This window comes from Pelomonas caseinilytica, from assembly GCF_021353235.1.
In the GTDB taxonomy this organism is placed as follows: domain Bacteria; phylum Pseudomonadota; class Gammaproteobacteria; order Burkholderiales; family Burkholderiaceae_C; genus Pelomonas; species Pelomonas caseinilytica.
The window spans coordinates 130,396-148,826 of record NZ_JAJTWT010000008.1 but is presented as its reverse complement, the minus strand read 5'-3'; the positions used below and the strand labels follow the sequence as shown (position 1 = coordinate 148,826).

The following is an 18,431-nucleotide window of genomic DNA, read 5'->3' as shown; positions in this document are numbered from 1 at the left end:
TGGTTGCATTTCATCGCGCCTGCCGCGATTGCGGGCTGGCGCAACCAAGATGAAACACCTCGGCGACTGGGCCCTCAAGGCGCTCGGCATCCTGCTGATGCTGGCGGCGCTGGGGTTCGCCGTCAGCAAGGCGCCGGACCGCTCCCTGGAAAGCCTGGTGCCGCGCTGGGCGCCGCCGCCGTCGGACTTCCTCGAGCTGGACGGCCAACTCGTCCACTACCGCGACCAGGGCCCGAGCAGCGACCCGCTGCCCCTCGTCCTCATCCACGGCACCAGCGCCAGCCTGCACACCTGGGAGGGCTGGGCCGCCGACCTGAGCGCCACGCGCCGCGTCATCAGCTTCGACCTGCCCGGCTTCGGCCTGACGGGACCGAACCCCGAGGGCGACTACCGCGACGCCCGTTACGTCGCCTTCGTGCGGCAGCTGCTGTCGCGGCTGGGCGTGGGCCGCGCCATCGTGGCCGGCAACTCGCTGGGTGGCGAGATCGCCTGGCAGCTGGCCCTGGCCGACCCGGGCCGCGTGGCCGGCCTGGTGCTGGTGGACGCCGGGGGCTACGACTTCGTGCCCGAATCCCTGCCCCTGGGCTTTCGCGTCGCCCGCATGCACGGCGTGCGCGAGCTGATGCGCTGGGTGCTGCCGCGCCGCGCCATCGAGGACAGCGTGCTCAACGTCTACGGCGACCCGTCCCGTGTCAATACCGCGCTGGTGGACCGTTACTACGAGCTGACGCTGCGAGAGGGCAACCGCGTGGCGCTGATGCAGCGCATGGACCAGCTCGCCCCCGGCCCCGTCGAGCGCCTGCCCGAGATCAAGGTGCCCACCCTCATCCTCTGGGGCGGCCGCGACCGCCTCATCCCCCCGCCCTGGGGCGAAGCCTTCCACCAGGCCATCCCGGGCAGCCGCCTGGTGGTTTTCCCGAAGCTGGGCCATGTGCCTCAGGAGGAAGACCCGGCTGCTACCCTTGCGGCCTTGCGCGACTGGCTACCCGAGGTCGCCCGCTGAACACCGTCCCACCCAAGAGGTCCGACATGAACAAACGCTCGCTGCTCGCCCTGGCCCTGCTGGCCACCGCCTCCTTGGCCCATGCCCAGGCCCCCGACTGGAAAAAGATCCGCATCGGTGTCGAAGGCGCCTACCCGCCCTTTTCCGAGATCGGCCCCGACGGCAAGCTCAAGGGCTTCGAGATCGAGCTGGTGCAGGCCTACTGCGCCGAGATGAAAGCCCAGTGCACCCTCGTGCAGCAGGACTTCGACGGCCTCATCCCGGCCCTGCAGTCGCGCAAGGTGGACGCCATCTTCGCCAGCGTCGCCATCACCGAGGAGCGCCAGAAGGTCATCGCCTTCTCCAAGCCCTACTACAACACCCCGGCCCGCCTCATCGCCAAGGCGGGCGTGAAGCTGGAGCCCACGGCCGCCGGCCTGAAGGGCAAGAAGATCGGCGTGCAGCGCGGCACGACCCACGAGACCTACGCCAGCAAGAACTTCACCCAGAGCGAGATCGTTCGCTACGGCAGCCAGGACCAGGTCTTCCTCGACCTCAAGAGCGGCCGCATCGACGCCACGCTGATGGACACGCCGGCCGGCGACTTCGGCTTCCTGAAGAAGCCCGAAGGCAAGGGCTTCGCCTTCTCAGGCCCCGTCATCCTCGACGACAAGATCTTCGGCGTCGGCACCGGCGTGGGCATGCGCAAGGCCGACGAAGCCACGCTGGGCAAGAAATTCAACGCCGCCATCGACGCCGTGCAGGCCAACGGCACGTTCAAGAAGCTGGCCGACAAGTACTTCGACTACGACATCGCGCCGCGCACCAAGCAGTGATGCGACGACGCACCGCCCTCGCCGCCGGCCTCGCCTGGAGCGCGGCGGCCTGCGCCGAAGCGCCGCCGCGCCTGCGCGTGGGCTTCGCCGTGGGCTATGCGCCCTTCAGCGAGATCGGCAGCGACGGGCAGCTCAAGGGCTTCGAGGTCGACCTCGCCCAGCAGTTGTGCGCGCGGTTGGGCCTGCAGCTCGGCCAGACCATCCTGGATTTCGACGGCCTGGTGCCGGCCCTGCAGGCCCGCAAGATCGACGCCATCATGGCGTCCATGTCCATCACGCCGGAGCGCGAGCAGGTCATCGCCTTCACGGCGCCCTACTACTACTCGCCGGTGCGCCTGGTCGTGCGCGGCGATGCCCGGTTCGAGGCCACGCCGGCCGGCCTGCAAGGGCGGCGCATCGGCGTGGAGCGCGGCACCATCCACGAGCGCTTCGCTGCCGAGACGTTCAAGCGCAGCCAGGTGCTGCGCTATGCCACGCAGGACCAGGTCTTCCTCGACCTCAAGGCCGGCCGGCTGGACGCCACCCTGGTGGACGCCGTCATCGCCCAGTTCGGCTTCCTCAAGCAGGTTGACGGCCGCGGCTTCGCCTTCGCCGGCCCCGACTTCAGCCGCGACACCCGCTACTACGGCAAGGGCATCGGCGTGGGCCTGCGCAAGGCCGATGCGCCCACCCTCGGCAGGCGCCTGGACGAAGCCCTGGCCGCCCTGCGCTCCAGCGGCGCCCTCAAGGCCTTGAACGACCGCTACTTCAGCCTCGACCTCGTGACCCCACCCCGCTGACCATGCTGTTGCACGGATTCCTTCCCAGCCTCGTCGAGGGCGCCGGCGTCACCCTCGCCGTGGCCCTGTCGTCCCTCGCCGTGGCGGCGCTGCTCGGCCTGGCCGGCGCCCTGGCCAAGCTCTCGCGCTCGCGCACGGCCCAGGCCGTCGCCACGGTTTACACGACGCTGATCCGCGGCGTGCCCGACCTGGTGCTGATGCTGCTCGTCTTCTACGGCGGCCAGGTGGCCGTCAACACCGTGGCGCCCATGCTGGGCCACGAGGATTACATCGACATCGACCCCTTCGTGGCCGGCGTACTGACCATCGGCTTCATCTTCGGCGCCTACCTGACCGAGGCCTTCCGTGGCGCCTTCCTGGCCGTGCCGCCGGGGCAGCGCGAGGCGGGCCTGGCCTTCGGCATGAGCGCCCGCCAGGCGCTGTGGCGCATCACCCTGCCGCAGATGCTGCGCCATGCGCTGCCGGGCATCTCCAACAACTGGCTGGTGCTGATCAAGAGCACGGCCATCGTGTCGGTCATCGGACTGTCCGACCTGATGACGCGGGGGCAGCAGGCCGCCGGCACCACGCGCGAACCCTTCAGCTTCTACCTGGCAGTGGCCCTCATCTACCTGCTCTTCACCAGCCTGTCGGAACTGGGCTTCGCCTGGGCGCAGAAGCACCTGGCCATCGGCGTGAAGGAGGGGCGCCTGTGAATTTCGAAGCCATCGGCGAGAACTTCCCGCTGTACGTGAGCGGCCTGGGCGTCACGGTCAAGCTGTTGCTGCTGTCCCTGCTGTGCGGCCTGGCCCTGGCCCTGCCGCTGGCCGTCGTGCGCACCGTCTCGCGCGGCTGGGCATCGCGCCTGGTCTGGGCCTACACCTACGCCTTCCGCGGCACGCCGCTGCTCGTCCAGCTCTTCCTGTGCTACTACGGCCTGGCGCAGTTCGAAGCCGTGCGCGAGAGCTGGGCCTGGCCCTGGCTGTCGTCGGCCTCGTTCTGCGCCTGGTTGACCTTCTCGCTGAACACCGCCGCCTACACCACCGAGATCATCGCGGGCAGCATCCGCGCCCTGCCGGCCGGCGAGATCGAGGCGGCCAAGGCCCTCGGCATGAGCCGCGGCCTGATGCTGCGCCGCATCGTGCTGCCGGCGGCCCTGCGCCGCGCCCTGCCGGCCTACGGCAACGAGGCCATCTTCATGCTGCACGGCACCTCGCTCGCCAGCGTCGTGACCCTGCTGGACGTGACCGGTGCCGCGCGCGAGGTCAACGCCAAGTACTACCTCCCCTTCGAAGCCTTCATCACGGCCGGCGCCTTCTACTTCGTGCTGACGGTCAGCCTCGTCGGGCTGTTCCGCTGGGCCGAAGGCCGCTGGCTCAAACCCATGATGAGCCGCTAGAGATGCCCCCTATGCAAGCTGTTCGACATCCCTTGCTCTCCCCCGCGCCGGGCACCCAGCGCGAGATCGTCTCGCTGCACTACGGCCGCCCCGGCGGGCCCAAGGCCTACATCCAGGCCTCGCTGCATGGCGACGAGCTGCCCGGCATGCTGGTCGCCCACCATCTGCGCCGGCAGCTCGACGCCCTGGACGCGGCCGGGCAGGTGACGGGCGAGATCGTCCTCGTGCCCATGGCCAACCCCATCGGCCTGTCGCAGTTCCTGCTGCATGCCCACCTCGGCCGCTTCGAGCTGATGTCGGGCGAGAACTTCAACCGCCACTACCCCGACCAGATCGAGGCCGTGGCCCAGGCGGTCGAGCCGCAGCTGGGGCAGGACGCCGCCGCCAACGTGGCCGTGCTGCGCCGCGCGCTGAAGGCCGCCGTCGAGGCCTCGCACGTGGACACCGAGCTGCAGTCCCAGCGCCGCACGCTGCTGGGCCTGTCCTGCGATGCCGACATCGTGCTCGACCTGCACTGCGACGCCCAGGCCGTCATGCACCTCTACACCGAGACGCCCTGCTGGCCCGACTGCGAGCCGCTGGCCCGCTTCCTCGGCGCCCGCCTGACGCTGCTGGCCCAGGACTCGGGGGACAACCCCTTCGACGAAGCCTGCTCGCAGGTGTGGTGGAAGTGGAACCGCCACTTCGCCGGCCGTTTCCCCATCCCGCAGGCCTGCCTGTCCGTCACGGTGGAGCTGCGCGGAGCGACCGACGTGACCCACGAACTGGCCGCAGCCGATGCCCGGCGCATCCTCGACTTCCTGCGCTGGCGCGGCCTGATCGCCGGGGACAAGCCCGCCCTGCCCGAGGCCCAGGGCGACGCCCGGCCGCTGGCCGGCAGCATGCCCATCTACGCGCCCAGGCCCGGCGTGCTGACCTTCCTGAAGGACGTGGGCGCCGAGGTGAAGGCCGGCGACGTGCTGGCCGAGGTCATCGACCCCATCACGGCCGAGGTCTGCGAGCTGAAGAGCCCCGTCGACGGCCTGTTCTTCGCGCGGGACTTCCTGCGCTTCGCCAATGCCGGCATGCGCGTGGCCAAGGTAGCGGGCCATGAGGCCGTGCGGACCGGCAAGCTGCTCGGGGCCTGACATGACCGTCCAACTCCAAGCCACCAACATCCACAAGCGCTTTGGCGAGCGCGAGGTGCTCAAGGGCATCTCCTTCGCGGCCCGGCGCGGGGACGTCGTCACGCTGATCGGCTCCTCGGGCTCGGGCAAGAGCACGCTGCTGCGCTGCCTGAACCTGCTGGAGCAGCCCCACGAAGGCGAGCTGAGCCTGGGGGGCGAGGCGCTCAAGCTCGTGCGCGACCGCGACGGCAGCCTCAAGGCGGCCGATGCCCACCAGTTGCAGCGCTGGCGCGCGCGGCTGGCCATGGTCTTCCAGAACTTCAACCTCTGGGCGCACATGACGGTGCTCGAGAACGTCATCGAAGCACCGGTGCATGTGCTCGGCAAGTCCAAGGCCGAGGCGGTCGAGCGGGCCCAGGCGCTGCTTGCACGCGTCGGCGTCTCGCACCGCGCGGGCGTCTACCCGGCCCAGCTCTCGGGCGGCGAGCAGCAGCGCGTGGCCATCGCCCGCGCCCTGGCCGTCGACCCCGAGGTCATGCTCTTCGACGAGCCCACCTCGGCCCTGGACCCCGAGCTGGTCGGCGAGGTGCTCAAGGTCATGCGCGACCTCGCCGCCGAGGGCCGCACCATGATCGTCGTGACCCACGAAATGGGCTTCGCCCGCGAGGTGTCCAACCACTGCCTCTTCCTGCACCAGGGACGGGTGGAAGAGGAAGGCAACCCCAAGGAGATGCTGCTCAGGCCGCAATGCGAGCGGCTGCAGCAGTTCCTGAGCGGCGGCCTGAAGTAGCCGGGCGGGCCGCGGAGGCCGCCGGCCAGGGCTGACCGGCACGGCCGTCTCAGTTGTCTATGGCGCTTGTCACCACCACCGGCGGATGAAACGGATGTATTGCGGGCCGAGCGCTGGGCCGCTCCCGAGCCGGCCCGCGCTGGCGATGCCTGCGGCTCAATGCCGCAAGCATCGCCGCCCCCTCGGGGGGCGGACCAGACACGCGTCGCGTTCAGCGCGCGGGCTGGGCCGGGGGCCGCTTCACGTCAGGCAGGCAGCAGGCCGCGCTCCTTCAGCATGGGCTCGACGACCGGGTCGCGCCCGCGGAAGCGCCGGAAGGCCTCGCCCGGCTCGACGCTGTTGCCGCTCGAATAGATGCATTGCAGCAGCCGCGCGGCGACGCCGGCATCGAAGACGTCGCCGGCCTCGGTGAAGGCCTCGAAGGCGTCGCAGTCCAGCACCTCGGCCCAAAGGTAGACGTAGTAGCCCGCGGCATAGCCGGCGCTGCTGAAGAGGTGCTGGAAGTGCGTGAGGCGGTGGTTGAGGCCGACCTCGGCGGGCAGCCCCCAGGCGGCCAGGGTCTGCTGCTCGAAGGCCACCACGTCGTCGGGCGCGGCGGGCAGCGAGTGCACCGCCATGTCCACCAGGGCGCTGGCCGTGTAGCGCAGGGTCTCGTAGCCCTGGCCGAACTGGCGGGCGGCCTGCAGCTTGTCCAGCAGCGCATCCGGCAGGGGTTCGCCCGTCTGCCAGTGGCGGGCGAAGGCCTTGAGCACCTGGGGCTCGGCCATCCAGTGCTCGAAGAGCTGCGAGGGCAGTTCGATGAAGTCGCGCAGCACCTGCGGGCCGGACAGGCGCTCGTGCTCCACGTCTGAAAGCAGCCCGTGCAGGCCGTGGCCGAACTCGTGGAAGAGCGTGCGCACGTCGTCGAAGCTCAGCAGCGTGGGCTCGCCCGCAGCGCCGCGGGCGAAGTTGTTGTTGTTCAGGATGACGGGCGTCGCCCCCAGGGCCCGGCTCTGGTAGCGCAGGGCGTTCATCCAGGCGCCGCTGCGCTTGGTCGGGCGCGCGAAGTTGTCCTGCAGGAAGAGGCCGCGCAGGCGGCCGTCGGCGCCGAAGACCTCGTAGGCCCGCACGTCGGGGTGGTAGCCGGCGATGTCGGGCCGGGCCTGGAAGCGCAGGCCGAACAGGCGACCGGCGCAGTCGAACATCGCGGCCACCATGCGATCGAGCGGGAAGTAAGGCTTGACCTCGGCCTCGTCCAGCTCGAAGCGGGCACGCCGCGCCTGCTCGGCGTAGAAGCGCCAGTCCCAGGGCTCGAGCGCGTGGCTGGCGCCCGCGGCCGACATGGCGGCGAGCACGGCCTCGCGCTCGCGCGACTGGGCGGCCAGCGCCGGATGCCAGACGCGCTCCAGCAGCCGCATGACGGCCCCGCGGTCGCGCGCCATGGTGTCTTCCAGCGCGTAGTCGGCATAGCAGGCGTGGCCGTGCAGCCGTGCCTGCTCGGCGCGCAGTTCGAGGATCTCGCGGCAGATCTCGCGGTTGTCGGTGGCCGCGGCGTCCGGCCCGCTGCCGTCCCCGCGGCCCACCCAGGCACGCCAGGCCTGCTCGCGCAGGTCGCGCCGGGCGCTGAAGCTCAGGAAGGGCACGATGAGGGAGCGCGACAGCGTGACGACGTGCACGCCCTCGCCCAGGCCGCGCTCCACCGCGGCCTGGCGTGCGGCGGCGCGGACGAAGCCGGGCAGGCCGGCGAGCTCGGCCTCGGTCGCCAGGCGCAGCTGATAGCCGTTCTCGGCGGCCAGCACGTTCTGGGCGAAGCGCGTGTTGAGTTCGGCCAGGCGTGCCATGACGGCGGCATAGCGCTCCCGCGCCGCCGGTGCCAGCCGCGCCCCGGCGCGCAGGAAATCGAGGTGCACCCGTTCCAGCAGCCGGCCTTGCTCGGGCGACAGGCCGAGGCCGTCGCGCCGCGCGAACAGGTCGTCGATGCGGCGGAACAGGCCCTGGTGCATGTAGATGGCGCTGCCATGCTCGGCCAGGGGCGCGGCCAGGGCGCGCTGCACGGCCTGCAGTTCAGGCGAGGTGGCCGAGGCAGCCAGCGTGTAGAAGAGATGCTCCAGCCGGGCGAGGCGCCGGCCGCTGGCGTCGAAGCGGGCCACGGTGTTGGCAAAGCTCGGCGCCTCGGCCTGGACGGCGATGGCGTCGACCTCGGCGCGGTGCTCGGCCAGGGCCGCCTCGAAGGCGGGCGGGAAATGCGCGGGGGCGACGTCGGCGAAGGGCGGCAGGCCGTGGGGGCCGGTCCAGGCCTGCAGCAGCGGGTTGCTCATGGCTGGCTTCCAGAAAAGACGACGGGCCGCGTCCTGGTGGAGGCGGCCCGTCGAGGGGTCAGCGGCGAGCGGCGGTCACTTGCCGGCGGCGGCAGCGGCCTTCTCCTTGCGGATGGCCTTCTCGTCGTTCTCGTCGTAGGGCTTGTTGCCGCACTCGGCCTTCCACTTGTCGTTGGCGTCGTAGTGCTTCTCGGTGCGCTCCTCGATGGCCTTGAACTGGGCATCCAGGGCGTCGACCTTGGCGCTGAAGGCCTTGCGCTTGACGCCCTGCTCGGCGTCGGCCGCCTTGACGGCGTCGACCATGGTGCCGAAGGCGTTGGTGCGGGCGAGATAGGCCTCGTTGCGGGCCTTGAGCTCGGCCTTCTCGAGCTTGGGCGCCTCGGCGGTCAGGGTCTCGTGCTCCTTCAGGATGGCTTCCTTCTCGGCCTTGACGGTGTCGACCTGCTTGCCCAGGGCGGCCTCGCTGGCTTCCAGCGTGACCTTTTCGGCCTTGAGCTGCTCGGCGCTGGCCTTGTAGGCGGCCTGGTCGGCCTTGATGGCCTCGGCCTCCTTGCTGTTGGCCTCCTGCTGGTCGATGCAGGCGCGCAGCTCGTCGCGGCTCATCAGCTTGACCTTGGGCTTCTCGACGACCGGGTTGCTGACCTTGTTGTTCTTCGGGTCGACCTTGGCCTTGGGGTTGGTGGTGATCTGTGCCTGGGCGGAAACGGCGAAGACCAGGGCCAGCGGAAGGAGGATGCGTTTCATGACGAGGGCGCAACTCGGGTTGCGAAGGTTCCAACGGGAGGCGGGATGATGCCACGAGGCTTCGCACCGATAATGCCCGGCTGCTCTTCGTTACAGGAGCCTGCCCGCGCAGGCCCGCCCCTGCATGGCGCTCAAGGCCACCATCTACAAAGCCCAACTCCAGATCGCCGACATGGACCGCCACGTCTATGGCGACCACAACCTCACCCTCGCCTGCCATCCCAGCGAGACCGAGGAGAGGCTCATGATCCGGGTGCTGGCCTATGCGCTGAACGTGCCGGCCGACGAGCTACGCGGCCGGCTGGAGTTCACCAAGGGCCTGTCCGACGTCGACGAGCCCGACCTCTGGCAGCTCGACCTCACCGGCGAGGTGGTGCACTGGATCGACCTCGGCCAACCCGACGACCGCCGGCTGATGAAGGCCCACGGCCGCAGCGAGCGCGTGAGCGTCTACAGCTATGCCTCCAGCACCGAGGTGTGGTGGCGCAACCTCGAAGGCAAGCTGACGCGCGCGCCCAGGCTGGCCGTCTGGCAGATCCCGGCCGAGCAGTCCCAGGCCCTGGCCGCCCTGGCCGAGCGCAGCATGCAGCTGCAGATCAGCATCCAGGACGGCAGCATCTACGTCTCCACCGCGAACGCCTCGGTCGAGATCCATCCCGTCGCGCTGAAGGCCGCTGCCGAATGACTCCGCAGCATGAGCCCGAGCGCCAGCGCTTCACGCTGCCGACCACGCCGGTCAGCGTGCTCGACTACCACGTCGGCGGCGGCCGCGTCACCTTCACCCACACCGGCGTGCCCGAGGCCTGCCAGGGCCAGGGCCTGGCAGCCCGCCTCGTCGAGGCCGGGCTGCAATGGGCTTCGGCCCAGGGCCTGAAGATCGTGCCCGCCTGCAGCTACGTCCACGCCTACATCCAGCGCCACCCCGAGTGGCAACCTTTCGTCGCCTGAGAGTTCCACCATGTCCACGATCCTGCAATCCGTCCCCGTCGGCCAGAAGGTCGGCATCGCCTTCTCCGGCGGCCTCGACACCTCGGCCGCCCTGCACTGGATGAAGAAGAAGGGCGCCCTGCCCTACGCCTACACGGCCAACCTCGGGCAGCCGGACGAGCCCGACTACGACGAGATCCCGCGCAAGGCCATGCTCTACGGCGCCGAGAAGGCCGTGCTGGTGGACTGCCGCGCCCAGCTCGTGGCCGAAGGCATCGCCGCCCTGCAGGCCGGCGCCTTCCACATCAGCACGGCCGGCGTGACCTACTTCAACACCACGCCCATCGGCCGCGCCGTCACCGGCACCATGCTGGTGGCCGCCATGCAGGCCGACGGCGTCAACATCTGGGGCGACGGCTCGACCTTCAAGGGCAACGACATCGAGCGCTTCTACCGCTACGGCCTGCTGACCAACCCGGCGCTCAAGATCTACAAGCCCTGGCTCGACCAGACCTTCATCGACGAACTGGGCGGCCGGGCCGAGATGTCGGCCTTCATGGCGGCCAACGGCTTCGCCTACAAGATGAGCGCCGAGAAGGCCTACTCCACCGACTCCAACATGCTGGGTGCCACCCACGAGGCCAAGGACCTGGAGCACCTGAGCAGCGGCATCCGCATCGTCAACCCCATCATGGGCGTGGCCTTCTGGCGCGAGGACGTGGCGATCAAGGCCGAGGAGGTGACCGTGCGCTTCGAGGAGGGCATGCCCGTCGCGCTCAACGGCGTCGAGTACCGCGACCCGGTGGCCCTGCTGGCCGAGGCCAACCAGATCGGCGGCCGTCATGGCCTGGGGATGAGCGACCAGATCGAGAACCGCATCATCGAGGCCAAGAGCCGCGGCATCTACGAGGCCCCGGGCCTGGCCCTGCTGCACATCGCCTACGAGCGCCTGGTCACCGGCATCCACAACGAGGACACCATCGAGCTCTACCGCGACAACGGCCGCAAGCTCGGCCGCCTGCTCTACCAGGGCCGCTGGTTCGACCCCCAGGCCATCATGCTGCGCGAGACCGCCCAGCGCTGGGTGGCCCGCGCCGTCACCGGCGAGGTGGCCATCGAGCTGCGCCGCGGCAACGACTACTCGCTGCTGGACACCCGCAGCCCCAACCTCACCTATGCGCCGGAACGCCTGAGCATGGAAAAGGTCGAGGACGCGCCCTTCAGCCCCGCCGACCGCATCGGCCAGCTGACCATGCGCAACCTGGACATCAGCGACACGCGCGGCAAGCTGGGTGTCTACAGCGACGTGGGCCTGCTGCCTGGCGGCGGGCTGCCCAAGCTGGAAGGCTGAGCGCCCCGCTCAGAACTCCTCCGCCACGCGGACGAAGCTGGCGAACCTCGGCTTGCCCGAGGGGGTCAGGTCACGGTAGCGGTAGGTCACCGTCGCCCCGATGGGCGGCGGGTCGCGGCGCTGGGCGTCGCTGAATCCGGTGCCGAGCCTGAAGCGCACGCCCTCGGGCGTCCGCAGGTCCAGCGCGCCCAACTGCCCGGCGAAGCGGCCCTTGCCCGGCTCGTGGCCGACGACCACGGCTTCGGCATCCGCCTGTGGCTTGAGCTTGAGCAGCAGGTCGCTGCGGCCGGCGGCCAGCGGTGCGTCGGCGCGGTGCAGCATCAGGCCCTCGCCGCCCGCGTCGACCACCTGCTTGAGGCGCTGCCGCAATTCGGCATTCGAGCGCAGCCGCAGCTGCTCGACCGGCACGACGGCCCCGCCGCCCAGGCCCTGCAACGCGGCGGCCCGGCGCTCGAAATCACCCTCGCCCGCCGGCAGCTCGAACACCTGATAGCTGACGCGCCGCCATTCGGCGTCCAGCGGCTCGGCGCGGCGGACGGCGGCCGACAGCGCATCGAAGCGCCGCCGCCCCATCCACAACTCGCCATCCAGCGGCGTCGCAGGCAGCGCGGCGATGAACCAGGCCGGAGCCGTCACCGGGCGGCCACTGCGGAAGCGCAGCGTCTGGCCGTCCCACAGCGCGCGCACGCCATCGAGCTTCTCGCTGACCAGGTAAGGCCTCGGGTCGATGCCCGTCGGCGCTGGGCGCGCCAGCAGCGGCTCCAAGGCCAGCGCGGGCGCCCCCGCGCCGGCCAGCCATGCCAGCACCACGCGCCGGCTCACGGTCCTTGCACTCATCGCCCTCTCCCTCAGCGAACGCAAGCGGCCATCATCGAGCCGGCCTGCCGCCCGCGGGCGGCAGGATTCACCTTCACACCACCACCGGCTCCGGTTCCAGCCGGATGCCGAAACGCCCGTAGACGCTCTCCTGGATGGCGCGCGCCAGCGTGACGACCTCGGCGCCGCGCGCCTGGCCCTTGTTGACCAGCACCAGGGCCTGCTTCTCGTACACGGCGGCGCCTCCGACGGTCTTGCCCTTCCAGCCGCAGGCGTCGATCATCCAGCCGGCCGCCAGCTTCACGCTGCCGTCCGGCATGGGGTAGTGCACGATGCCGGGGTCGCGGCCGATGATGTCGCGGCACTGCTCGGCCGTGACCACCGGGTTCTTGAAGAAGCTGCCGGCGTTGCCGATGACGGCGGGGTCGGGCAGCTTGGCGCGGCGCACCGCGACGATCCAGTCGAAGATCTGCCGCGCATCGGGCGCCGTGATGCCCGTTTCGGCCATCTTGCGCTCCAGCTCGAGGTAGCCCAGCACCGGCTGCCAGGGCCGCGGCAGCTTGAAGCGAACCCGCGTGATGACGCTCTTGCCGGCCAGGCCGCCGAAGTCGTCGTGCTTGAAGACGCTGTCCCGGTAGCCGAAGCGGCAGACCTCGGCCGGCAGCAGCGCCGGCCGGCCGGTGACGAGGTCCATCACCTCGACGGACTCCAGCCGGTCCTTGACCTCGATGCCGTAGGCGCCGATGTTCTGCACCGGCGCGGCACCGACCGTGCCCGGGATGAGGGCCATGTTCTCCAGGCCCGGAAAGCCGTGGTCCAGCGTCCAGCAGACGAGGTCGTGCCAGACGACGCCGGCGCCGGCCTCGACGATCCAGGCGTCCTCGCGGGCCTGCAGCAGCCGGATGCCGGGGATTTCCATCTTCAGCACCACGGCGTCGACGTCGCGCGTGAGCACGAGGTTGCTGCCGCCGCCGAGGACGAACTTGGGCGCGCGGCCGAGGTCGGGGTGGTCGACGACGCGGCGCACGTCGGCGGCCTCGCGGATGCGCACCAGGCGCCGGGCGACGGCGGGCAGGCCGAAGGTGTTGTAGGGCCTGAGATTGACGTCGTTCTCGACGGCGAGGACGGAGGGCACTCCGTTTGAGGGGGGCTGGGCGGGCAAGGACATGGGACACTTTTGGACGCCTTGCGCGGCGCGCAAGCGGCAAAATTTTCGCAGACCGCAACCCCACGACCCGCTTTTACTTATGCCCAGCTTCGACACCGTCCTCGAACCCGACCACGTCAAGATCCGCAACGGCGTGGACAACAGCATCAAGGAGATCGGCACCCGCTTCGATTTCAAGGGCACGGGCGCCAAGGTGGAACTCAAGGACAAGGAGATCCACGCCACCGGCGACAGCGAGTTCCAGCTCGAGCAGATCGAGGCGGTGCTCTACGGCAAGCTGACCAAGCAGGACGTCGTCATCAGCTTCCTGGACAAGCAGGACAAGATCGAGAAGCTGGGCGGCGACAAGGTGCGCCAGGTCTACAAGATCAAGGAAGGCATCGAGGCGACGCTTGCCAAGAAGATCGTGGCCTCGCTGAAGGACAGCAAGCTCAAGGTGCAGGCCAGCATCCAGGGCGACGCGGTGCGCGTGACCGGCAAGAACCGCGACGACCTTCAGGCGGCCATCGCCCACCTCAAGAAGAGCTTCAGCGACACGCCGCTGAGCTACACCAACTTCCGGGACTGAGCGCCATGCGTCGCCTTGCGCCCTTGCCGCTGCTGCTGGCCCTCGGCCTGGCCGCGGCCCAGCCGCCGCCCGCCCAGGTGCAGCTCAACGGCATGCTGGGCTCACGCGCCGCACTGCTCCTCATCGACGGCGAGCCACGCACCGTCGAGGTCGGCGCGACGGTCAAGGGTGTGAAGCTGATCTCGCTGGAAGACGGGCGCGCCGTCGTCGACGTCGCCGGCCGGCGCGAGGCCCTCCTGCTGGGCGCCACGCCGGGCCGGGTGGCGTCGTCGGCGGCGCCGCCGCGCCAGATCGTCATGGCCATGGGCCCGGGCGGCCATTACACGACCATCGGCATGATCAACGGCCAGGTGACGACCTTCCTCGTCGACACCGGCGCCAGCAGCGTCGCCATCAGCCAGGTCGAGGCCGAGAAGCTGGGCCTGCGCTACCTCTACGGCAAGCGCATCGTCACCCAGACGGCCAACGGCATCGTGCCCGCCTATGTCATCCAGCTCGCCAGCGTGCGGATCGGCCAGATCGAGGTACGCGACATCGAGGCCGTCGTCATCCCCGGGGCGCTGAGCCACGTGCTGCTGGGCAACAGCTTCCTGAACCGCTTCCAGATGCGGCGCGAGAACGAAGTCATGACCCTGGAGCTCAGGTACTGAGCCGGCGCGGCAGCGGCGACGGCCTTCTGCAAGAATCCGGCGCCTCATCCAGCCGGCCTCTTCGATGACCCCTCGCCACGCCTCATTTCGCGCCTCGCTGCCCGGCCTGCTCGCGGCCCTGCTGATCGGCGCCGCCTCGCCCGCCCAGGCGCAGGACGCCGCCAAGGCCTCGCGCTTCTACGAGGACGCGCTGCAGCGGTACGAAAAGCGCGACATCCCGGGCGCCATCATCCAGCTCAAGAACGCCCTGCAGGCCGACAAGACCCAACTGCCGGTGCACGTGCTGCTGGGCAAGGCCCTGCTGGCCGACAGCCAGCCTGCCGCCGCCGAGTTCCAGCTGGGCGAAGCCGTCCGCCTGGGCGTCAACCGGGCCGAAGTGGCCGTGGCCCTGGCCATGGCCATGAACGCCCAGGGCAAGCAGCCGCAGATGCTGGAGGACCCGCGCCTGCAGCCGGCCGGACTGCCCGCGGGCATCCAGCAGCAACTGCTCATTGAACGCGCCCTGGCGCAGTCCGACATGGGCGACGGCAAGGCGGCCATGGCCTCCGTGCTCGATGCGCGTGCCCTCAACCCGGGGGACGTGAACAGCTGGATCGCCGAAGTGCCGCTGCGCGTGCGCGCCCGCCAGTTCACCGAAGCCATGGCGGCGGCCGACCATGCCATCAAGCTGGCTCCCGACAACGGCGAGGCCCTCTACCAGAAGGCCGCCATTTACCACGCCGGCGGCCAGGTGGCCCAGGCGCTGGCGGGCTACGAACGGGCCATCCAGATCCAGCCCAAGCATGCCGAGTCGCACCTGGGCCGCGCGGGCCTGCTCGTCGACCTGAACCGCGACGCCGAAGCCCTCGCCGAGGTCAACGAGCTGCAGACCTTGAGGCCCAACGATCCGCGCGGCGCCTATCTCCGAGCGGTGCTTGCCGAGCGCGCCGGCGACGCCCGCACCGCCCGGGCCGCGCTCAAGCGCATCACCGACCTGCTGGACCCGGTGCCTATCGAGTACATCCGCTACCGCACCCAGTTGCTGATGCTCAACGGCCTGGCCCACTACAGCCTTGGCGAGAGGGAGAAGTCCAAGCCCTTCCTGGAACTGGCCTCTCGCCAGCAACCGGGCAGCCCGTTGATCAAGCTGCTGGCCCAGGTGGCGCTGGCCGAGCCCAACGTCAACCGCGCCATTGAGCTGCTCGACGGCTACGTCAAGGCGCGTCCCGGCGACGGCCAGGCCCTGCTGATGCTGGCCTCGGCCCACATGAGCCAGGGCCGCCACGCCCGCGCCGTGCAGCTCATGCAGGACGCCCTCAAGGCCAAGGACGCGCCCGAGTACCGCACGGCTCTGGGCCTGTCGCTGCTGCAGTCCGGCCAGCCGGGCATGGCCGAAGACCAGCTCGCCAAGGCCTACAAGGCCGATCCCGGCCAGACCTACGCGGGCCTGGCCCTGGTCACCGTCTACCTGCGCGACAAGCAGATCCCCAAGGCCCTGGCCGTGGCCGACACGCTGGCCCGCGCCAACCCCAACAGCGCCACCGTGCTGATGGTGCAGGCCTACGCCAAGAGCCAGGCGCGTGACGTCGCCGGTGCGCGCGCCGGCTACGAAAAGGCCCTGAAGCTGGACCCCAGCCAGCTGGAGGCCAAACTCGGCCTGGCCCGCATCGATGCCATGGCCGGCAGCTACGACGCCGCCGAGAAGCGCCTGCGCGACGCGCTGAAGAACGACGAGCGCAACACCAGCATCCTGTTCGAGCTGGCCCTGGTCAACGAGCTGCGCGGCCGGGACGACGAGGCGCTGAAGTGGCTGGACAGCGCCGCCGCCGCCAGCGGCCCGCGCGAGACGCGCATCAACTTCGCCCTGGTGGCCTGGCATCTGCGCAAGGGCCAGCCGGCCCGCGCCATCGAAGCGGCCAAGGTGCTGCTGTCCAAGGTGCCCGAAGACGTCGAAGCCCTGCAGGCCTATGCCGCCGCCCAGCTCGCCAACGGCGACGCAGCCGGCGCCCGCGCCACGCTGACCAACGCCTCGCGGCGTGCCGGCTTCGAGACGCCGCGCCTCGTCGAAGTGGCACGCCAGCAGGTCGCGGCCCAGGACCTCAAGGGAGCCGGCTACTCGCTCGAGAAGGCCCTGAACGGCACGCCCAACGACCCCGCGGCCATCGCGATGCTGTCCAGCGTCGAGCTGGCCCAGGGCAACACCGCCCAGGCCGAGCAGCGGGCCCGCCAGGTCGTCGAGGCCAACCCCAAGTCGGCGCTGGGCTACAACCTGCTGGCCGAGGTGGCGATGCGCCGCGGCCAGAGCGCCGCCGCCCTGGACGCCTTGCGCAAGGCGCACGACATCGACAAATCGTCCACCACGCTGACGCGGCTGATGCGGGCCCAGGCCGCGCAGGCCGGCGGCCTCAAGCCGGCCATCGACTCGGCCGACGCGTGGCTCCGCAAGAACCCGAGTGACGCCGCCGTGCACGGCGCCGCCGCTGAGCTGCTGGTGCGCGCCAAGGACTACGCCGGCGCCCGCAGGCATTACGAAGCCATCCTCAAGGCCAGCCCCGCAGACCCGGGCGTGCTCAACAACCTGGCCAACGTGCTGGTCGAGCTGAAGGACCCCGGCGCCATCGACGTCGCCGAGCGTGCCCTCAAGGCCGATCCGCGCAACCCCGTGCTGCTGGACACCGCCGGCTGGGCCAACCACCGAGGGGGCAAGGCCGATCGCGCCCTGCAGCTGCTGCGCGACGCCCGCCTGCGCGCGCCGGACAACCCCGACATCCGTTACCACCTGGCCGCCGTGCTGGCCCAGGCCGGCCGCAAGGCCGAGGCGAAGGACGAGCTGAGTGCGGCGCTGCGCGGTGACGCGACATTCGCCACGGCGGCGGAGGCCAAACAGCTGCTCTCCACCCTCAACTGAGGGGTCCAAAGGGCTTGGCGGCCTGTCGGGGTTTCTTACAATTTCTAGCACACGGACGAGTGGTTTTTGCCAAGCCGTTATCCGGCAAGGAATTTCTCGCCTGGCACCGAGATTGCTACGAGATTGCCGAAAACCTCATCGCCGCCGGGCGACAAAATCGAAGGAACCAAAAATGACGATCCGCAAAATCCGCTGGGGCCTGATGACCTTGGGTGCCGCCGCGGCACTGGCATCGACGAGCGCGCACGCGGTCTGGACCTTCAATCAGAGCAACGTCACCGGCCTGTCGGGCACCAATGCCGGCGACCCGAGCCTGTCGCTGAGCGGCGTCTACGCCACCAACACCTCGGGCGTCGTCACCGGCAACTGGGCATCGTCGGCCCTCGTCTGGTATAGCGGCAACGGCCAGGGCATGAGCTCCGACGGCAGCCAGACCCCCAACCACGCCCTGGACAACACCGGCAACACCGAAGCCGTGCTGCTGAACTTCAGCGCCAGCACCGTGCTGAGCAGCATCGGCCTGGGCTACACCTCCAACGGTACCTGCAAGAACACCGTCACCAACGCCACCCAGACCCTGGCCAACGACCAGAGCTGCTCCAGCCTGGGCAGCAACTGGACCCTGCTGCAGAACGGCTCGACCCAGGTCGACGTCTCCCTGTTCCGCTGGACGGGTGCCGGCACGCCGACGGGCAGCCCCACCGCGCTGGTGGGCCAGGCCTCCACGACCATGGCCGGCTGGGAGCTGGTGGGCAACTACGGTGACATGATCACCGACACCACCAACCCCTACAACACGGTCAATTCGTCGGGCAAGTCGTCGAGCTGGTGGTTGATCAGCGCCTACAACTCCGGCTTCAAGCAGACCTCGGCCAGCAGCACCAGCATCGCCACCGAGAACCGCGGCGTGCTGGACAACGGCGGCGACTACTTCAAGCTCTATGCCGTGGCCGGCAGCAAGTGCACGAGCACGGTCGACAACAAGGGCGTGTGCGGCGGCAGCAGCACCGGCAAGCTGCCCGAGCCGGCCACCCTGGCCCTGACCAGCGTCGCCCTCGTCGGCGTGGCGGGACTGCGCCGCCGCAAGGCCAAGCTGGCCGCCTGATCGAGCGTCAGCGCTCCCCGCTCAAAGGCACTCCACGGAGTGCCTTT

18 protein-coding genes are annotated in these 18,431 nt (G+C 70.1%); 14 read left to right on the top strand and 4 right to left on the bottom strand.

The window, feature by feature from the left end; translation table 11 throughout:
* The first annotated feature begins 49 nt into the window (after nucleotides 1–49).
* The 7 genes from LXT12_RS18785 to LXT12_RS18755 are packed head-to-tail and all read left to right on the top strand — an operon-like array spanning nucleotide 50 to nucleotide 5,871.
* Nucleotides 50–1,003, top strand: coding sequence for an alpha/beta fold hydrolase (locus tag LXT12_RS18785; RefSeq protein ID WP_233393821.1), 954 nt, complete (start codon nucleotides 50–52; stop codon nucleotides 1,001–1,003).
* A 26-nt stretch (nucleotides 1,004–1,029) separates the two neighbouring features.
* Nucleotides 1,030–1,818, top strand: coding sequence for an ABC transporter substrate-binding protein (locus tag LXT12_RS18780; protein WP_233393820.1), 789 nt, complete (start codon nucleotides 1,030–1,032; stop codon nucleotides 1,816–1,818).
* On the top strand, nucleotides 1,818–2,597 hold the full coding sequence (locus tag LXT12_RS18775; RefSeq protein WP_233393819.1) for a transporter substrate-binding domain-containing protein: 780 nt from the start codon (nucleotides 1,818–1,820) through the stop codon (nucleotides 2,595–2,597). The genes LXT12_RS18780 and LXT12_RS18775 overlap by 1 nt, the downstream gene beginning before the upstream one ends.
* Nucleotides 2,598–2,599: 2 nt before the next feature.
* A complete protein-coding gene (locus tag LXT12_RS18770; RefSeq protein WP_304622773.1) occupies nucleotides 2,600–3,292 on the top strand; it encodes an ABC transporter permease in 693 nt (230 codons plus the stop codon).
* The gene (locus LXT12_RS18765) at nucleotides 3,289–3,975 is read left to right on the top strand and encodes an ABC transporter permease (protein ID WP_233393818.1); all 687 of its coding nucleotides are present in this window, start codon (nucleotides 3,289–3,291) and stop codon (nucleotides 3,973–3,975) included. The genes LXT12_RS18770 and LXT12_RS18765 overlap by 4 nt, the downstream gene beginning before the upstream one ends.
* Nucleotides 3,976–3,986: 11 nt before the next feature.
* Entirely contained in the window at nucleotides 3,987–5,102 is a 1,116-nt protein-coding gene (locus tag LXT12_RS18760) for a succinylglutamate desuccinylase/aspartoacylase domain-containing protein (protein WP_349255039.1), read from the top strand.
* Between the two features lies 1 nt (nucleotide 5,103).
* Nucleotides 5,104–5,871 carry an ABC transporter ATP-binding protein gene (locus tag LXT12_RS18755; protein WP_233393816.1) on the top strand — a complete coding sequence of 256 codons (768 nt, stop codon included), beginning with the start codon at nucleotides 5,104–5,106 and terminating at the stop codon, nucleotides 5,869–5,871.
* A 245-nt stretch (nucleotides 5,872–6,116) separates the two neighbouring features.
* Here LXT12_RS18755 and LXT12_RS18750 read toward each other — a convergent pair whose 3' ends face one another.
* Both LXT12_RS18750 and LXT12_RS18745 read right to left on the bottom strand, forming a co-directional pair.
* Nucleotides 6,117–8,168: a M3 family metallopeptidase gene (locus LXT12_RS18750; RefSeq protein WP_233393815.1), complete on the bottom strand. Its 2,052-nt coding sequence runs from the start codon at nucleotides 8,166–8,168 to the stop codon at nucleotides 6,117–6,119.
* Nucleotides 8,169–8,243: 75 nt separating this feature from the next.
* Entirely contained in the window at nucleotides 8,244–8,912 is a 669-nt protein-coding gene (locus LXT12_RS18745) for a hypothetical protein (RefSeq protein WP_233393814.1), read from the bottom strand.
* Between the two features lie 124 nt (nucleotides 8,913–9,036).
* On the opposite strand from LXT12_RS18745, the gene LXT12_RS18740 reads away from it, so the two are divergent.
* The 3 genes from LXT12_RS18740 to argG are packed head-to-tail and all read left to right on the top strand — an operon-like array spanning nucleotide 9,037 to nucleotide 11,190.
* Nucleotides 9,037–9,597 carry a YaeQ family protein gene (locus tag LXT12_RS18740; protein ID WP_233393813.1) on the top strand — a complete coding sequence of 187 codons (561 nt, stop codon included), beginning with the start codon at nucleotides 9,037–9,039 and terminating at the stop codon, nucleotides 9,595–9,597.
* A complete protein-coding gene (locus LXT12_RS18735) occupies nucleotides 9,594–9,860 on the top strand; it encodes a GNAT family N-acetyltransferase (RefSeq protein ID WP_233393812.1) in 267 nt (88 codons plus the stop codon). Before LXT12_RS18740 ends, LXT12_RS18735 begins: the two co-directional genes overlap by 4 nt.
* 10 nt (nucleotides 9,861–9,870) lie before the next feature.
* Nucleotides 9,871–11,190 carry an argininosuccinate synthase gene (argG, locus tag LXT12_RS18730; RefSeq protein WP_233393811.1) on the top strand — a complete coding sequence of 440 codons (1,320 nt, stop codon included), beginning with the start codon at nucleotides 9,871–9,873 and terminating at the stop codon, nucleotides 11,188–11,190.
* Nucleotides 11,191–11,199: 9 nt separating this feature from the next.
* Here the strand turns inward: argG and LXT12_RS18725 are convergent, their stop codons facing one another.
* Both LXT12_RS18725 and murB read right to left on the bottom strand, forming a co-directional pair.
* A complete protein-coding gene (locus tag LXT12_RS18725; RefSeq protein ID WP_233393810.1) occupies nucleotides 11,200–12,027 on the bottom strand; it encodes a DNA ligase in 828 nt (275 codons plus the stop codon).
* Between the two features lie 73 nt (nucleotides 12,028–12,100).
* Entirely contained in the window at nucleotides 12,101–13,174 is a 1,074-nt protein-coding gene (gene murB / locus LXT12_RS18720) for a UDP-N-acetylmuramate dehydrogenase (RefSeq protein ID WP_233393809.1), read from the bottom strand.
* Nucleotides 13,175–13,253: 79 nt separating this feature from the next.
* On the opposite strand from murB, the gene LXT12_RS18715 reads away from it, so the two are divergent.
* From LXT12_RS18715 to LXT12_RS18700, 4 genes are all read left to right on the top strand, one after another.
* On the top strand, nucleotides 13,254–13,742 hold the full coding sequence (locus tag LXT12_RS18715) for a YajQ family cyclic di-GMP-binding protein (RefSeq protein ID WP_233393808.1): 489 nt from the start codon (nucleotides 13,254–13,256) through the stop codon (nucleotides 13,740–13,742).
* A 5-nt stretch (nucleotides 13,743–13,747) separates the two neighbouring features.
* The gene (locus tag LXT12_RS18710) at nucleotides 13,748–14,392 is read left to right on the top strand and encodes a retropepsin-like aspartic protease family protein (RefSeq protein WP_233393807.1); all 645 of its coding nucleotides are present in this window, start codon (nucleotides 13,748–13,750) and stop codon (nucleotides 14,390–14,392) included.
* 64 nt (nucleotides 14,393–14,456) lie between these two features.
* Nucleotides 14,457–17,279, top strand: a complete 2,823-nt coding sequence (gene prsT, locus LXT12_RS18705) for an XrtA/PEP-CTERM system TPR-repeat protein PrsT (protein ID WP_233393806.1) — start codon at nucleotides 14,457–14,459, stop codon at nucleotides 17,277–17,279.
* Between the two features lie 172 nt (nucleotides 17,280–17,451).
* Complete coding sequence (locus tag LXT12_RS18700) at nucleotides 17,452–18,384, top strand: PEP-CTERM sorting domain-containing protein (RefSeq protein WP_233393805.1); 933 nt, start codon at nucleotides 17,452–17,454, stop codon at nucleotides 18,382–18,384.
* Nucleotides 18,385–18,431 lie beyond the last annotated feature (47 nt).

Excerpts from the sequence above, each read along its gene's own strand:
- LXT12_RS18785 (WP_233393821.1), top strand. The coding sequence starts at position 50 with ATGAAACACCTCGGCGACTGGGCCCTCAAGGCGCTCGGCATCCTGCTG.
- LXT12_RS18780 (WP_233393820.1), top strand. The coding sequence starts at position 1,030 with ATGAACAAACGCTCGCTGCTCGCCCTGGCCCTGCTGGCCACCGCCTCC.
- LXT12_RS18775 (WP_233393819.1), top strand. The coding sequence starts at position 1,818 with ATGCGACGACGCACCGCCCTCGCCGCCGGCCTCGCCTGGAGCGCGGCG.
- LXT12_RS18770 (WP_304622773.1), top strand. The coding sequence starts at position 2,600 with ATGCTGTTGCACGGATTCCTTCCCAGCCTCGTCGAGGGCGCCGGCGTC.
- LXT12_RS18760 (WP_349255039.1), top strand. The coding sequence starts at position 3,987 with ATGCAAGCTGTTCGACATCCCTTGCTCTCCCCCGCGCCGGGCACCCAG.
- LXT12_RS18755 (WP_233393816.1), top strand. The coding sequence starts at position 5,104 with ATGACCGTCCAACTCCAAGCCACCAACATCCACAAGCGCTTTGGCGAG.
- LXT12_RS18750 (WP_233393815.1), bottom strand. The coding sequence starts at position 8,168 with ATGAGCAACCCGCTGCTGCAGGCCTGGACCGGCCCCCACGGCCTGCCG.
- LXT12_RS18745 (WP_233393814.1), bottom strand. The coding sequence starts at position 8,912 with ATGAAACGCATCCTCCTTCCGCTGGCCCTGGTCTTCGCCGTTTCCGCC.
- LXT12_RS18740 (WP_233393813.1), top strand. The coding sequence starts at position 9,037 with ATGGCGCTCAAGGCCACCATCTACAAAGCCCAACTCCAGATCGCCGAC.
- LXT12_RS18735 (WP_233393812.1), top strand. The coding sequence starts at position 9,594 with ATGACTCCGCAGCATGAGCCCGAGCGCCAGCGCTTCACGCTGCCGACC.
- argG (WP_233393811.1), top strand. The coding sequence starts at position 9,871 with ATGTCCACGATCCTGCAATCCGTCCCCGTCGGCCAGAAGGTCGGCATC.
- LXT12_RS18725 (WP_233393810.1), bottom strand. The coding sequence starts at position 12,027 with ATGAGTGCAAGGACCGTGAGCCGGCGCGTGGTGCTGGCATGGCTGGCC.
- murB (WP_233393809.1), bottom strand. The coding sequence starts at position 13,174 with ATGTCCTTGCCCGCCCAGCCCCCCTCAAACGGAGTGCCCTCCGTCCTC.
- LXT12_RS18715 (WP_233393808.1), top strand. The coding sequence starts at position 13,254 with ATGCCCAGCTTCGACACCGTCCTCGAACCCGACCACGTCAAGATCCGC.
- LXT12_RS18710 (WP_233393807.1), top strand. The coding sequence starts at position 13,748 with ATGCGTCGCCTTGCGCCCTTGCCGCTGCTGCTGGCCCTCGGCCTGGCC.
- prsT (WP_233393806.1), top strand. The coding sequence starts at position 14,457 with ATGACCCCTCGCCACGCCTCATTTCGCGCCTCGCTGCCCGGCCTGCTC.
- LXT12_RS18700 (WP_233393805.1), top strand. The coding sequence starts at position 17,452 with ATGACGATCCGCAAAATCCGCTGGGGCCTGATGACCTTGGGTGCCGCC.